The organism is Cobetia sp. 1CM21F (assembly GCF_023161745.1).
GTDB classification, from domain to species: Bacteria; Pseudomonadota; Gammaproteobacteria; order Pseudomonadales; family Halomonadaceae; genus Cobetia; species Cobetia amphilecti.
On the sequence record NZ_JALNTQ010000002.1, the window covers coordinates 605,576 to 619,180 of the forward strand.

The following is a 13,605-nucleotide window of genomic DNA, read 5'->3' on the forward strand; positions in this document are numbered from 1 at the left end:
CTGTCACCCCAGTTTGACCTTGTCCACACCGATCAGGCGGTTGTAGACGAGATAGAAGAGGATCACCACGACCAGCAGAATCGAGCCAATGGCCGCTGCCAGCCCCCAGTTGAGCGAGGTCTGCATGTGATAGGCGATGAAGTTGGTGATGAAGCGGCCCGACTGCCCGCCCACCAGTGCCGGCGTGATGTAGTAGCCGATGGAGAGGATGAAGACCAGAATCGAGCCCGCCCCGATACCCGGCAGGGTCTGCGGGAAGTAGACGCGCCGGAAGGCGGTGATCGGCCCGGCGCCCAGCGAGCGCGCCGCATGCATGTAGCTGGGCGGGATGGTCTTCATCACCGAGTACAGCGGCAGGATCATGAACGGCAGCAGGATGTGGGTCATCGCGATGATGGTGCCGGTCTTGTTGTAGATCATCTGGATACGCGCCTCCTCGGCGAGTATCCCGACACCCACCAGCATGTCATTGAGCACCCCCTGCTGCTGCAGGATCGCGATCCAGGTGGTGGTTCGCACCAGCAGCGAGGTCCAGAACGGCAGCAGCACCAGAATCATCAGCAGATTGCCGCGACTGGCCGGCAGGGTCGCCAGCAGCCAGGCCACCGGATAGGCCAGCAACAGACACAGCCCGGTGATCGCCGCGCTCATCCAGAAGGTGCGGATGAACAGCGAGACGTGGATCTGCAGATACTCCGGTTTCTCGACGATCTCGCCTGTCGGTGAGAACTGGCGATCCACCGCCGCCAGATAGTAGGAAGCGGTGAGAGGCGACGATTCGCGCTTGATCAGACGCCAGATATCCGGGTCCTCCCAATCCTCATCGGCCTTGATCAGCGCGGCCTTGTAAGGGGCCTCCATGCGACCGGCACGGCGGGCGCTCTTCATGAACAGCGACCGCATGCCGGACTTTTCGTAGTTGAGACGCGAGGCGACGCGCCCGAGATTGCGCGCCTTGAGTCCCGCGGCCAGATCCTGCGCCAGGGCGGCGTAGGCGGCCTCTTCCGGCAGCCCTTCGCCGTCCCAGTCGACCAGCACCTCGCTGGTGCGTGGCAGATAGGTGGAGACTTCCGGGTTGTCGACACTGCGTGACAGCATGTCGAAGATGGGCATGACGAATGCCAGCCCGATGAAGACCAGCAATGGCGCCACCAGCAGCAACGCCTTGATGCGGCTGCGGCGGATGGCGCGATTGAGGCTCTGTTTCAGCGGTACGCCATCGGCGGTGGTCAGCGCCGCGCCGGGGGCACCATTGGGGTCATGTGCTGCGCTTCCGGACGTGGCCGGGGCGGAGGAATCGCTCATCCTGCACTCCTTGATCGGCTATCCGAGGATGCCTGGGCCGCCAGCCGGCTTCCGCGTGACAGTGACGGAAGCCAACCTGGCGGAATCGAGCATGGCCGACGGGCCATCAGGCATGATCAAAAAGGCCCCGGCGCGCGGGTGTGCGCCACCGGGGCCAGCGGGTCAGTGCAGGGGTCAGCGTGCCAGCCAGGCGTTGAAGCGCTGGCTCAGCTCATCGAGGTTGTCGGCCCAGAATTCGTCATCCTTGGGGATGGCGGTCTCGAAGTTGGGGCCATAGGTGGGCATGTGCGGCTTCATGTCGATGCCGGTGTCCGCATGGGTCGAGACCAGTGCCGCGGAGGAGGTACGCGCCGGCCCGTAGGAGATGTACTTCGCCTGATCCGCCAGACGCTGGGTATCGGTGGCGAACATCAGGTAATCCTTGACCTTGTCGAGCTTGCCGGTCGGGACGACCCAGCCATCCAGCTCGAAGACCTGGGCATCCCAGACGATGGAGAATGGCTGCTTCTCGTTGACCTCGGCATCGAAGATGCGTCCGTTGTAGGCCGAGGCGAAGGCCACTTCCTTGTCCGCCAGCAGCTGCGGCGGCTGTGCGCCCTCTTCCCACCAGATCACGCTGTCCTTGATGGTATCGAGCTTGGCGAAGGCACGTTCGATGCCTTCCTCGGAATCCAGCATCTCGTAGACATCTTCCGGGGCCACGCCATCGGCCACCAGCGCCCACTCCATGTTGTTGATCGGCTTCTTCTGCAGCGCACGCTTGCCGGGGAATTCCTCGAGATTGAAGACGTCATCGATGGAATCCGGCTGCTTGTCCTCGGGGAACATCTCGGTATTGAAGGCCACGATGTTGGAGTAGACGATCTGCGGAACGAAGCACTCGCTGAGTGAATTCTCGATGAAGTCCTCGCTGGCCGGCGTGCCATCCGGCGCTGCCGCGAACAGGGTGTCCGGGTCCAGCGGCTCGATCAGGCCTTCCGAACAGGCAATCAAGGCATCACTGGGCAGCATGTCGACCAGGTCCCAGGTGACGTTGCCGGCCTGGACCTGTGCGCGCAGACCGGAAAGCGCATTGGATGACTTGTCGATATTGACGACGGTGTCGCCGCTCTTCTCCTCCCAGGGCTCGTGATAGGCCTTGTTCTGGCTGTCGGTATAGGCGCCGCCCCACGAGACGATATTGAGCGTCTCGGCCTGGGCCGCACCGGCGCTCATGCCGGCCGCTGCCACGGCAACCGCCAGCAGGCTGCGCAGCGGCATGCCCGGACGTGAGGTAGTGAATGACGCGGTGAACTGATTGATGACTGACATGGATGAATCTCCCTGATTTCTTGTTGTTGTGCTGCACTCTTGTCGCGAAATCTGCTCTTGCTCTGCTGAGGAAGCGTGCTTCACCTCCCGTGCTGCTTTTTCTTTCTCGCCGGTCCTGTCTAGCCTGTCCTTTTCTCGCCTGTTCTTCTGGTCTGCTCTGACCCTTGCTGGCCTCAGGCATCCAGCGCCCGGCAGTCGCAGGCGTCCCATCCGACCTGCAGGGTCTGCCCGGGCCGCAAGGGCGGATAGCCCTCGGCGTTGGGTGTCTTGATGATGAATTCGTCACTGCCACATACCGCCACGCGCGTGCGTAGATGATCTCCAAGATAGATCACCTCGAGCACCTCGGCGGAGAAGACATTGTCGGGAGGGCTTTGCGTGCCCGCGGCGCCTGGCTCTTCCGCCGACAGCAGGCGCACCCGCTCCGGGCGCAGTGACAGCTGGGTGCGCTCGCCGACCTCATTGACGGCCACCTTGAGTGCCCGTACCTGCTCGCCACTGTCGAGGGTCACCGTGCAATGCTCACCCTGAGCGTCGAGCTGCGATACCTGGCCGTTGAGGCGATTGTTCTCGCCGATGAAATAGGCGACGAAGGCATTCTCCGGCGCTTCATACAGCGCCTTGGGGGTTGCCAGCTGCTGGACGATGCCGTCATTGAAGACCGCGATGCGGTCCGACATGGTCAGCGCTTCCGTCTGATCGTGGGTCACGTAGAGCATGGTGACGCCGAGGCGCTGGTGGATGCGCTTGATCTCGAACTGCATCTCTTCGCGCAGGTTCTTGTCCAGCGCCCCCAGCGGCTCATCCATCAACACCAGCTCCGGCTCGAAGACCAGCGCGCGTGCCAGGGCGACCCGCTGCTGCTGCCCACCGGAGAGCTGCCCCGGGCGACGATCGCCGAATTCGCCGAGTCGCACCATGTCCAGCGCGTTGGCCACCTTGGTCGAGATCTCCTCCTTGCTCATGCCGCGCACTTCCAATGGGAAGGCCAGGTTCTCAGCCACGCTCATGTGCGGAAACAGTGCATAGTTCTGGAAGACCATGCCGATGCCGCGCTTGTGCGGTGGCAAGTCATTGATGGGGGTACCGTCGAGGAGGATGTCGCCGTGGGTCGGCGTTTCGAAGCCTGCCATCATCATCAGGCAGGTAGTCTTGCCGGAACCGGACGGCCCCAGCAGGGTGACGAACTCGCCGCGCTGGACTTCAAGATTGAAGCCCTTGACCACCAGCGTTTCGCCGTCATAGCTCTTTTGCACATCATTGAAGATCGCGAAGCAGGAGCTGGTCTCCTGCGGCGCGTCGGGCTCAGCAGTCGTGACCATGCGTGGTATCCATACGTGTTGTTGTTATCGTGGAGCATGTGATCGAACAGGCTTCACCGGCCCTGATCGCTGCCCTCAGTCCCATTTGACCCTACGGGGGCAAGCGAGAGGCGACAAGCGCCACGCTCGCTGAAAAGCGTTGAAATCAGGCTATGCGAAAGTCTACATGTTGAACTACCGTCGCCTGCCATTCGCCAGGGCCCTCGGCAAGCCCCGCCGCTGAATCACCGACGTCACATGGCGCTTCTCCGGTGAGCGCCCACTGAAAAGCCCCCGCTGCACACAAGGCAGCGGGGGCTTTGGGTCTTTCAACTCTGGGTTGCCCGAGGTGGGCAGCCATATCAGAGCCTGGGGCTCAGCGGCGGTCAGAACTTGGTAATGACCCACACCGCGTGGATGATCCCCGGCAGGAAACCGAAGCAGGTCAGGATGATGTTGATCCAGAAATGCTTGTTGGCGACACCCACCTGCATGAGAACGCCCAGCGGCGGCAGGATGATGGCCAGAATGATGCGAATGATATCCATGAGTTGCTCCTTGCGATTGTGACAACCGTGACTCCACGGAGGTCATGAATGTTCGGTACTCGTGTTGATCAGTGTCCTTCTTGATCACTGTCCTTCTATATCAGCTCCCGTCTTGAGGACTGACGGTCTTGATCACTGCCCTTCTCGATCAGCATCGGCCTTGTCGACATCATCGTCGTGCGCTGAGGCGGATCCGCCAGCGCGGGCCTGACGATCGATCTTCTGGGACAGCTTCTCGGAGTCCGCGGCCAGCTGCTCGTGGTAGCGCTCCCAGTCTTCCCAGTCATGCGGCGTCCCGGTGCGTGGCCGATGGCTGCCGGACTCACGTGCACGTGCCCAGGCATGTTCTTCCAGACTCTGAGGCTTGTCCTCCTCCTTGTCCTTGTCGCCGTCCAGGCCGTGCTTCGCCATGTACTCTCGTGCGTTCATCTATTGCCTCGCTTGCCAGACTCGACGCCTGACGATGCTGTGACGTACCCACTACCTATGGCTGACAGGGGCAAATATCAAGTCTGTATAACTATTTCCGGTAAAAAAGCCGCTTGCTGGCCAGCACGTTCCTGCCGAGAACGAGGCCATGAGCCAGCCCACGCCTGACTGTCAGCAGCATCATCAAGAAAAGCTATCGCCTCGCTTGATGCAATCAAATTCACCCGCAAGAGGCTTGCCCCTAGACTGGCTCCAGTTTCGCAAGGCACTGATTTCTCATGCACTCGACATTGTCATCGAGCCTCAGTCGCCTGCCATCCCCTTTAGATACGTCTCATCGAGACCGGAGCCAATTTCATGCAACTCGAATCACACGAAGGCCAGCAGGTCCCGAACGTCAGCTTCAAGATCCGTCGTGACGGCCGTCTGGTCGAGCGCACCAGCGAGGATATCTTCTCGGGCCGCAACGTGGTGGTCTTCGCCCTGCCGGGCGCCTTCACCCCGACCTGTTCCTCCACTCACCTGCCGCGCTACAACGAGCTGGCCGATCGCTTCTATGCTGTCGGCGTCGACGAGATCGTCTGCCTGTCCGTCAATGACGCCTTCGTCATGGAATCCTGGGGCGAGCATCAGGAAGCCGAGAACCTGAGCCTGATCGCCGATGGCAACGGCGACTTCGCCGCCGGCATGGGCATGCTGGTCGACAAGAGCGACATCGGTTTCGGCAAGCGCAGCTGGCGCTATTCCATGCTGGTACGCAACGGCGTGGTCGAGAAGCAGTTCATCGAGCCGCAGAAGCCGGGCGACCCCTTTGAAGTCTCCGACGCCGATACCATGCTCGACTATCTGGACCCGGACGCCGGCCGTCCCAGCTTCGCTACCCTGTTCAGCAAGCCGGGCTGCCCGTACTGCGCACGTGCGAAGCAGATGCTCGACGAAGCGCGCATCAGCTACGAAGTCATCGAAGTCGGCACACGCGGCGTGACCTCACGCACCCTGCGCGCCATGACCGGTCAGGCCACCGTGCCGCAGGTCTGGATCGACGGTGAGCATGTCGGCGGCAGCGATGAAGTCGCCCGCTACTTCGGCAGCCTGACCAGCGCTTGAACGCATCACGCTGACAGGCCCCGATAACTTTCTCTTTTCATCACGCGCGGGCCACGCTCGCGCTTGAGACCCCATTGTCAGGTGCGCCGCTGGCGCGCCTTGAGGAGTACGACGTGAACGAACGCCAGGTTGAAGTCGCCATCATCGGTGCAGGCAGTGCCGGTCTGGGCGCCTATCGCGCCGCCAAGGCACACACCGATTCCGTGGTCATGATCGAAGGTGGCCCCTACGGCACCACCTGTGCCCGTGTCGGCTGCATGCCGTCCAAGCTGCTGATCAGTGCGGCCGAAGCCGCGCATCACGCCCGTGATACCGCACCGTTCGGCATCAATATCGAAGGCGAGGTCAAGGTGGATGGCCGCGCCGTGATGGACCGCGTCAAGCGTGAGCGCGACCGCTTCGTCGGTTTCGTGGTCGAGTCCGTGGAAGGCATCCCCTCCCACGACAAGCTGCGCGGCAATGCGCGCTTCGAGACCGCCAACAGCCTGATCATCGGCGACAACGAGACCCGCGTCACCTTCGAGCGTGTCGTGATCGCCACCGGCTCACGCCCCAGCTACCCGGGCTTCTTCGAGAATGCCGGTGACCGCCTGATCATCAACGACAGCGTCTTCGACTGGGACGACCTGCCGGAATCCGTCGCCGTCTTCGGCCCGGGCGTCATCGGGCTGGAGCTGGGCCAGGCGCTCACGCGTCTCGGCGTGCGCATCCGCATGTTTGGTGTCGGCGGCGCCATCGGCCCGCTGCGTGACGAGAAGCTGCGTGCCAATGCCGATCGCGTCTTCAACGAGGAGTTCTATCTCGACCCGGACGCCAAGGTCGAGAAGATCGAACGTGTCGAGGACGAGAATGGCGCCGGTGTCGAGATCACCTTCATCGAGCGTGGCAGCGAAGCTCGCCTCACCGAGCGTTTCGACTACCTGCTTGCGGCCACCGGCCGCCGCCCGAACGTCGATCGCCTCAATATCGAGGCGCTGGGTCTGAAGCTGGACGAGCGCGGCGTGCCGATCTTCAATCGTCACACCCTGCAGACTCGTCTGAACGACGACACGCCGAGCCATGTCTTCATCGCCGGCGACGCCAACAACGACCTGCCGCTGCTGCACGAAGCCTCCGATGAGGGCCGTATCGCCGGTGACAACGCCGGTCGCTTCCCCGACGTGCGTGCCGGTCAGCGCAAGAGCACCATCGCCGTCGTGTTCAGTGATCCGCAGATGGCCACCATCGGCCTCTCGACCGCCGAGATCGAACAGCGCTACGGTGCCTGCGACTGCTACGCGGTGGGCGAAGTCGACTTCACCGGCCAGGGTCGCTCCCGCGTGATGCGCATGAACAAGGGCATGCTGCGCGTCTATGGCGAGCAAGGCACCGGCCTGCTGCTGGGCGCCGAGATCTTCGGTCCGCGTGCCGAGCACCTCGCCCACCTATTGGCCTGGTCCCATCAGCAACGCATGACCATCGAGCAGATGCTGGAAATGCCCTTCTATCACCCGGTGATCGAGGAAGGCCTGCGCACCGCGCTGCGTGACCTCAACGCCAACCTGCAGCTGGGCCCGGCCATCGTCGAGCGCTGCATGGAATGCGGTCCGGGTGACTGATACCCCCTCAAGGCAACGGGACGCGCAGCTCACGCAGTGATGCCCTATGCTCTGAACAGATGTTGAATGTCGCCGGCAGTCACGAAAGTGGCTGCCGGCATTCATCGCACGGCTCCCTCACCGGAGAGTCGAAGAGCAGTGACGCAGGAGACCTGCCCATGAAAGCCACCCAGCTCAAGGTGCCCTCGACCCTTCGCGACATCATGTCCCGCGACTGTTATCGCGTGAAGGCGCGCACCAGCATTCTCGAACTCGCCCAGGGCCTGACCCACCACCGTCTGCCCGGCGTGCCGGTCGTGGATGACCTGGACCGCCTGATCGGCTTCATCTCCGAGCAGGACATCCTCGGCAAGCTGCTCGACAGTGCCTATCACTGCGGCCAGCATGCCCAGGTCGGCGACCTGATGCGTCACGAAGTCCTCAGCGTCGGCCCGAATGACAGCATCACGGATCTGGCGCAGCACATGAATGGCCAGCGTCCCAAGGTCTATCCGGTGGTCGAGCAGGGCCGCCTGATCGGCATGGTCACCCGCCGCGATGTCCTGAGTGCCCTGCTGGTGATGCAGAACGGCTGTTGAGACAGTTCACCAAGCAAGAAACTGCTTGGAGCCAGACCTAACGTACAGAGCCCCCAGCGGTCATCGCCGCTGGGGGCTCTGTACGTGATGGCTGAGAAAACCGAGTGCATCGAGAGCGCCTTCAGCATGCTTGCACCAGCAGGCCAACGCCTCGAAGATTACCCAATGGCTAATCAATCTCTGCCGCCAGCCTGACGCCCATCAATTTACGCGCCGCAACCCGAGGCGGTGACAGTCGTTGGGAAGCGCTGTGCCGCGCCCTGCCACCAAGACCTCTGGCCACAGTGAAAGTCGCTGAAAGCTTGGGAAAATTCGAACGTCCCAGGCGAAAACCTGCCAAAGCCCGCGTATTTCAGACATAAAAAATCCGCCAGGAAAACCGTGGCGGACCAAAGAACAGTTAAAGCCAGACATAACATCGCGATAACATCATGTCCTTGCTTACTATGACTGCACCTTTTGCATTTCTATCCCGACGGTTGCCAAAAAATTCGGTCTTTTTTGTCACTGACCTTTACGAAATGTGAAAGCTGGGCTACGTGCGTTGCCAGTGGAAGACGCGCTAACCTGTGATCTGACCTGATCGCTGGATCGAGCCCCCACAAGGACACCGCATGTCTGCCACGCCCCATGACCTCCACGCCCTGACGCTGCGTCACCCGGAAATCGCTAGCCTGATGGCCGGCCGCGAAATCGGCTGGCTCAACCCTGAACGCGTCGCGACCGCCAAGGCGCTCGCCTCACCGGCGCTGCAGGCGAGTGGCGTGGAAGCCCACGACATCGAGGACGCCGCCGCACGCCTGATGCGTTTCGCTCCCTGGATTGCCGAAGCCTTCCCCGAGACGGCCGCCGCGTCAGGGCGCATCGAATCGCCGCTGATGGCAGCGCCCGGCTTGCAGCAGGCGCTGAGCGGCATAGCCTCGACCGCTTCTCCCCTCAGCGCAACCGAATCCCCGCTGCCAGGCCGCCTGATGATCAAGTGTGACAACGCCCTGCCCATCTCGGGTTCGATCAAGGCGCGCGGCGGCATCCACGAGGTGCTCAAGCATGCCGAGCGTCTCGCCATTGACGCAGGGCTGCTGCATCAGGAAGACGACTACCGCGCCTTCCAGCGTGATGAGATACGTGACCTGCTGGCCGGCCAACAGGTCGTGGTGGGCTCCACCGGCAACCTGGGACTCAGCATCGGCATCATGAGCGCGCGGCTCGGCTTTCGCGTCACCGTGCACATGTCGGCGGATGCCAAGCAATGGAAGAAGGATCTGCTGCGCGCGCGGGGCGCGGAGGTCGTGGAGCACAGCGGGGATTACGGCAAGGCCGTCGCCGCGGGGCGCCAGGAAGCGCAGCAGCCCGACGCCCACTTCATCGATGACGAAAGCTCGCGGGACCTGTTCGTCGGCTACGCCACGGCGGCCAGCCGCCTCGCGGAGCAGCTCTCGGCGCAGGGCATCCCGGTGGATGCCCGCCACCCGCTCTGCGTCTATCTGCCCTGTGGCGTCGGTGGCGGCCCGGGTGGCGTGGCCTACGGCCTCAAGCAGGTCTTCGGTGACGCCGTGCACTGCTTCTTCGCCGAGCCGGTCAACTCCCCCTGCATGCTGCTGGGCATGTTGACCGGCGAACATGACGGCATCGCGGTCGAGGATATCGGGCTGGACAATCGCACCTGCGCCGATGGCCTGGCGGTGGGGCGCGCCTCGGCCTTCGTCGGGCGCGTGATGGCCCCCTTGCTCAGCGGAATCCATACCGTGCGCGATGAGCATCTGCTCGAACTGCTCGCGCTGGTGCATGACAGCGAAGGCCTCATGCTTGAGCCGTCCGCGCTGGCCGGCGTACCCGGTATCCGCCACGTACTGCGCAATGACGCCCCCGAGTGGCACGCCTGGCGGGCGGCCAATGGGCTGGATGACAGCGAGGTGCAGGCCAACACCACCCATGTCGTCTGGGCCACCGGCGGCAGCATGGTGCCCGAGGCGATCTGGCGGGCCGACTATCAGCGCGGCAAGGCGTTGCTGTCGCAGGTCAGCACAAGCCGGCAAGAGTGAGCCATCAGGCGATGAAGGCCTGCCACAGCCACACGCCTGTCAGCGCCAGCCCGATCACTCCCAGCGGGCGCGAGTAGCGCTGCCAGAGCGCCAGCGCCTGATCCTCGACCAGTGCCACCAGGGCTGCCAGCCCGAAATAGCGCACCCCGCGCCCGATCAACGCTGCCAGCAGGAACAACGCGACCGGATAGCCGCTGGCACCGGCGACCAGCATGGCGCTCTGAAAGGGAATCGGCACGATGCCGATCAGCATGATGGCAAGGAAGCCCTGCTCGCTGAAGCGCTGCTGGAAGGATTCGAAGGCCTGCTGCCCGCCGAAGAAGCCGATTAGCCCATCGCCCCACGTCGCCAGCGCGAAGGCCCCCAGATAGAAGCCCAGCAATGCTGCGGTCAGGTTGCCGGCGAGTGCCACCGCGGCCACGCGCCAGCGGCGCTCGGGGTGGCGCAGCATCCACGGGATCAGAACGACCTCGATGGGAATCGGGATCAGCAGGGTTTCCAGCATCGAGGCGATGAACAGCCACAGCATGGCGTGGCGGGAGTGGTTGAGGCGGTCAAGCCAATCACTCGCGGAAGAGAGTTTCCACATGAAGGCAGCACGTTGTCCTGGGCGATGAGCTGACCACTTTGCCTTGAGTCCGCCCCGCTTGCCAGCCAGCTTGTCCGCCAGCGCGCACGCCTGAGCCAAAAACCCTGACGCGCTACTCGAAGCCTTCCAGCCGCATGGCCGAGCGCACCAGCCGCTCGTCCTCCGCCTCCAGCTCGCGCAGGTTGTCGCGAATGCTGTGCAGATGCTCCAGCGCCGCCTTCTCCGCCGCCTCCGGCTGCTGGTCCATCACCGCGCGGTAGATGGCCGTGTGCTGGGCATTGATCTGGCCGCGGGGAATCGGGCGATGGTAGAGATTGCGCAGCGAGGCGAACACCGAGCTGAGCAGCAGGTCATTGATGCCCTTGAGCGTATGCACCAGCACCGGATTGTGGGATGCCTCACAGATGGCGTGGTGAAAGGCGTGGTCGTGACGCGCCAGCTGCTGGGCATCCGGCAGCGCCTCATCGCCCGGCGCTGAGGACGCAAAGTCAGGCGGATACTCGCGCACGCAGGCCGCCATCGCCTCGTAATGACGCCGGATCAGTACTCTATCCGCCGGCGTGCCGCGTTGGGCAGCCAGTCGCGCCGACTGCCCTTCCAGCAGGGCCCGTACTTCCAGCAGGTCATACAGGGTGCGCGGCTGATCCCGAAACAGGTGCATCAGCGGACTGATATCGCCGCTCGGCAGCAGCGCCGCGACGCTCGAGCCCTTGCCATGGCGCGTCTCGATGATGCCCTTGCCACGCAACAGCCTGAGCCCTTCACGCAGCGAGGCCCGCGAGATGCCCAGCCGCTCACATAGCCGGCGCTCCGAGGGGATCATCTGCCCGGGCTTGAGCACGCCGTCCAGAATCAATTGCTCCAGACGCGCCGCCGCCTGATCCGCGGCGCGGGGGTCAGCTCCTGACTCGGCGATGGTTCGCAGCATCCTGCCCCTCCCCTTTTGCTCGACCTTTGTGTGCTGGGCCTTGATCAACCCGCTGGCAGCGCCTGCGATTCCCGACTGGTCAGACCTGTCGATCGAATGACGCAAAGCCGCCTGATGGCAGCGGGCGTGAGGCCAGTAAAGCGTGGTTTTCCTTGCACAAACACTAGACGAATGTCTGGTCAGACCACTGATGTGAAGCATGGACAAGGCCGGGGAGGCAGGCCAGATTGTGTGCAGATCAGGTGCGGCGGAATCGACAGGCGACTCGCTCGAACCCCGCATCAGCCGACAGTAACGACAGACAGCACCAGCAGACAGAAACGACAGACAGCAGCCGCGCAGACCCCAACCTCCCGGGAGGCAGTGCATGAATATCCTCTATGACCCGACGCTGGATGGACCGCTGGGCCAGCACGACAAGGGCCAGGTGCTGGCGCATCTCACCACCCTGCTGCCGGACCTGACGCTGCTGCACCGCGAGGAGGACCTGCACCCCTTCGAATGTGATGGCCTCTCCGCCTATCGCGTCATGCCGATGCTGGTCGCCCTGCCGGAGCGGGTCGAGCAGGTCGCCGCCCTGCTGCGTGAATGTCATGCGCTGGGCGTGCCGGTGGTGACACGTGGCGCCGGCACCGGGCTGTCCGGCGGCGCCTTGCCGCTGGCGCAAGGCGTGCTGCTGGTGATGTCGCGCATGGCGCGGATTCTCGAGATCGACCCCGACGCCCGCACCGCGCGCCTGCAGCCCGGGGTGCGCAATCTCGCCATTTCCGAGGCCGCCGCGCCCTTCGGGCTCTACTACGCGCCGGACCCCTCCTCGCAGATCGCCTGCTCCATCGGCGGCAACGTGGCCGAGAATGCCGGTGGCGTGCACTGCCTCAAGTACGGCCTGACCGTTCACAACCTGCTCAAGCTCGAGATGCTGACCATCGAAGGCGAGGCGATGACGATCGGCGCCGACAGCCTCGACTCGCCCGGCCTGGACATGCTGGCGCTGATGACCGGCTCCGAAGGCATGCTGGGGGTGGTCACGGAAGTCACGGTGCGCCTGCTGCCCAGGCCCGAGACCGCCAAGGTGCTGATGGCGAGCTTCGCCGATATCGACAAGGCCGGCCGCGCGGTGGGCGACATCATCGCCTGCGGCATCATCCCCGGCGGGCTCGAGATGATGGACAACCTGGCGATCCGCGCCGCCGAGGACTTCATCCATGCGGGCTATCCGATCGATGCCGCCGCCATTCTGCTCTGCGAGCTGGACGGCGCCGAGGCCGATGTCATCGATGACTGCGCGCGGGTTCGTGAGGTGCTGGAGCGCGCCGGCGCCACCGAGATCCGTCAGGCACAGGACGAGGCCGAGCGCGCGCGCTTCTGGGCCGGGCGCAAGAATGCCTTCCCCGCCGTGGGCCGCATGTCGCCCGACTACTACTGCATGGATGGCACCATTCCGCGCCGTGAGCTACCCGCCGTGCTGAACGGCATCGCGGAGCTCTCGCGCCAATCGGGGCTCGCGGTGGCCAATGTCTTCCATGCCGGTGACGGCAACATGCACCCGCTGATCCTGTTCGATGCCAACCAGCCCGGCGAGCTGGAACTGGCCGAGGAGGTCGGCGGCAAGATTCTCGAACTGTGCGTGGCCGCCGGCGGCAGCATCACCGGCGAACATGGCGTGGGCCGCGAGAAGATCAATCAGATGTGCGCCCAGTTCAACCACGAGGAGATCAGCGTCTTCCATGCCGTGAAGGCCGCCTTCGACCCCGCTGGGCTGCTCAACCCCGGCAAGAACATCCCGACGCTGGCGCGCTGCGCCGAATTCGGTGCCATGCACGTACATGACAACCAGTTGCCGCATCCCGATCTGCCGCGTTTCTAGAC

The 13,605-nt window shown here is 63.7% G+C and carries 12 protein-coding genes; 5 read left to right on the forward strand and 7 right to left on the reverse strand.

The window, feature by feature from the left end; all coding sequences use genetic code 11:
* Positions 1-3: 3 nt before the first annotated feature.
* The 5 genes from MSG32_RS08200 to MSG32_RS08220 form a co-directional block, all read right to left on the reverse strand.
* On the reverse strand, positions 4-1,305 hold the full coding sequence (locus tag MSG32_RS08200; protein ID WP_054556762.1) for an ABC transporter permease: 1,302 nt from the start codon (positions 1,303-1,305) through the stop codon (positions 4-6).
* A gap of 174 nt (positions 1,306-1,479) precedes the next feature.
* Positions 1,480-2,616 carry an extracellular solute-binding protein gene (locus tag MSG32_RS08205; protein ID WP_225347830.1) on the reverse strand — a complete coding sequence of 379 codons (1,137 nt, stop codon included), beginning with the start codon at positions 2,614-2,616 and terminating at the stop codon, positions 1,480-1,482.
* A 173-nt stretch (positions 2,617-2,789) separates the two neighbouring features.
* Positions 2,790-3,938, reverse strand: coding sequence for an ABC transporter ATP-binding protein (locus MSG32_RS08210; protein WP_248379116.1), 1,149 nt, complete (start codon positions 3,936-3,938; stop codon positions 2,790-2,792).
* A 365-nt stretch (positions 3,939-4,303) separates the two neighbouring features.
* Positions 4,304-4,465 carry a YqaE/Pmp3 family membrane protein gene (locus MSG32_RS08215; RefSeq protein WP_043334518.1) on the reverse strand — a complete coding sequence of 54 codons (162 nt, stop codon included), beginning with the start codon at positions 4,463-4,465 and terminating at the stop codon, positions 4,304-4,306.
* Positions 4,466-4,597: 132 nt separating this feature from the next.
* Positions 4,598-4,876, reverse strand: a complete 279-nt coding sequence (locus MSG32_RS08220) for a hypothetical protein (protein WP_216059876.1) — start codon at positions 4,874-4,876, stop codon at positions 4,598-4,600.
* 375 nt (positions 4,877-5,251) lie between these two features.
* On the opposite strand from MSG32_RS08220, the gene MSG32_RS08225 reads away from it, so the two are divergent.
* From MSG32_RS08225 to MSG32_RS08240, 4 genes are all read left to right on the forward strand, one after another.
* The gene (locus tag MSG32_RS08225) at positions 5,252-6,001 is read left to right on the forward strand and encodes a glutathione peroxidase (RefSeq protein ID WP_248379117.1); all 750 of its coding nucleotides are present in this window, start codon (positions 5,252-5,254) and stop codon (positions 5,999-6,001) included.
* A 113-nt stretch (positions 6,002-6,114) separates the two neighbouring features.
* Positions 6,115-7,599, forward strand: a complete 1,485-nt coding sequence (locus tag MSG32_RS08230) for a dihydrolipoyl dehydrogenase (protein WP_248379118.1) — start codon at positions 6,115-6,117, stop codon at positions 7,597-7,599.
* Between the two features lie 158 nt (positions 7,600-7,757).
* On the forward strand, positions 7,758-8,177 hold the full coding sequence (locus MSG32_RS08235; RefSeq protein ID WP_043334523.1) for a CBS domain-containing protein: 420 nt from the start codon (positions 7,758-7,760) through the stop codon (positions 8,175-8,177).
* Positions 8,178-8,791: 614 nt separating this feature from the next.
* Entirely contained in the window at positions 8,792-10,219 is a 1,428-nt protein-coding gene (locus MSG32_RS08240) for a D-serine ammonia-lyase (protein WP_248379119.1), read from the forward strand.
* A 4-nt stretch (positions 10,220-10,223) separates the two neighbouring features.
* Here MSG32_RS08240 and MSG32_RS08245 read toward each other — a convergent pair whose 3' ends face one another.
* Positions 10,224-10,808, reverse strand: coding sequence for a VTT domain-containing protein (locus MSG32_RS08245; protein WP_215824164.1), 585 nt, complete (start codon positions 10,806-10,808; stop codon positions 10,224-10,226).
* Positions 10,809-10,920: 112 nt separating this feature from the next.
* Positions 10,921-11,736 (reverse strand): transcriptional regulator GlcC, encoded by an 816-nt coding sequence (glcC, locus tag MSG32_RS08250; protein ID WP_153635413.1) that lies wholly within the window; start codon positions 11,734-11,736, stop codon positions 10,921-10,923.
* Positions 11,737-12,103: 367 nt separating this feature from the next.
* On the opposite strand from glcC, the gene glcD reads away from it, so the two are divergent.
* Positions 12,104-13,603: a glycolate oxidase subunit GlcD gene (gene glcD, locus MSG32_RS08255; RefSeq protein WP_248379120.1), complete on the forward strand. Its 1,500-nt coding sequence runs from the start codon at positions 12,104-12,106 to the stop codon at positions 13,601-13,603.
* The last annotated feature ends 2 nt before the right edge of the window (positions 13,604-13,605 follow it).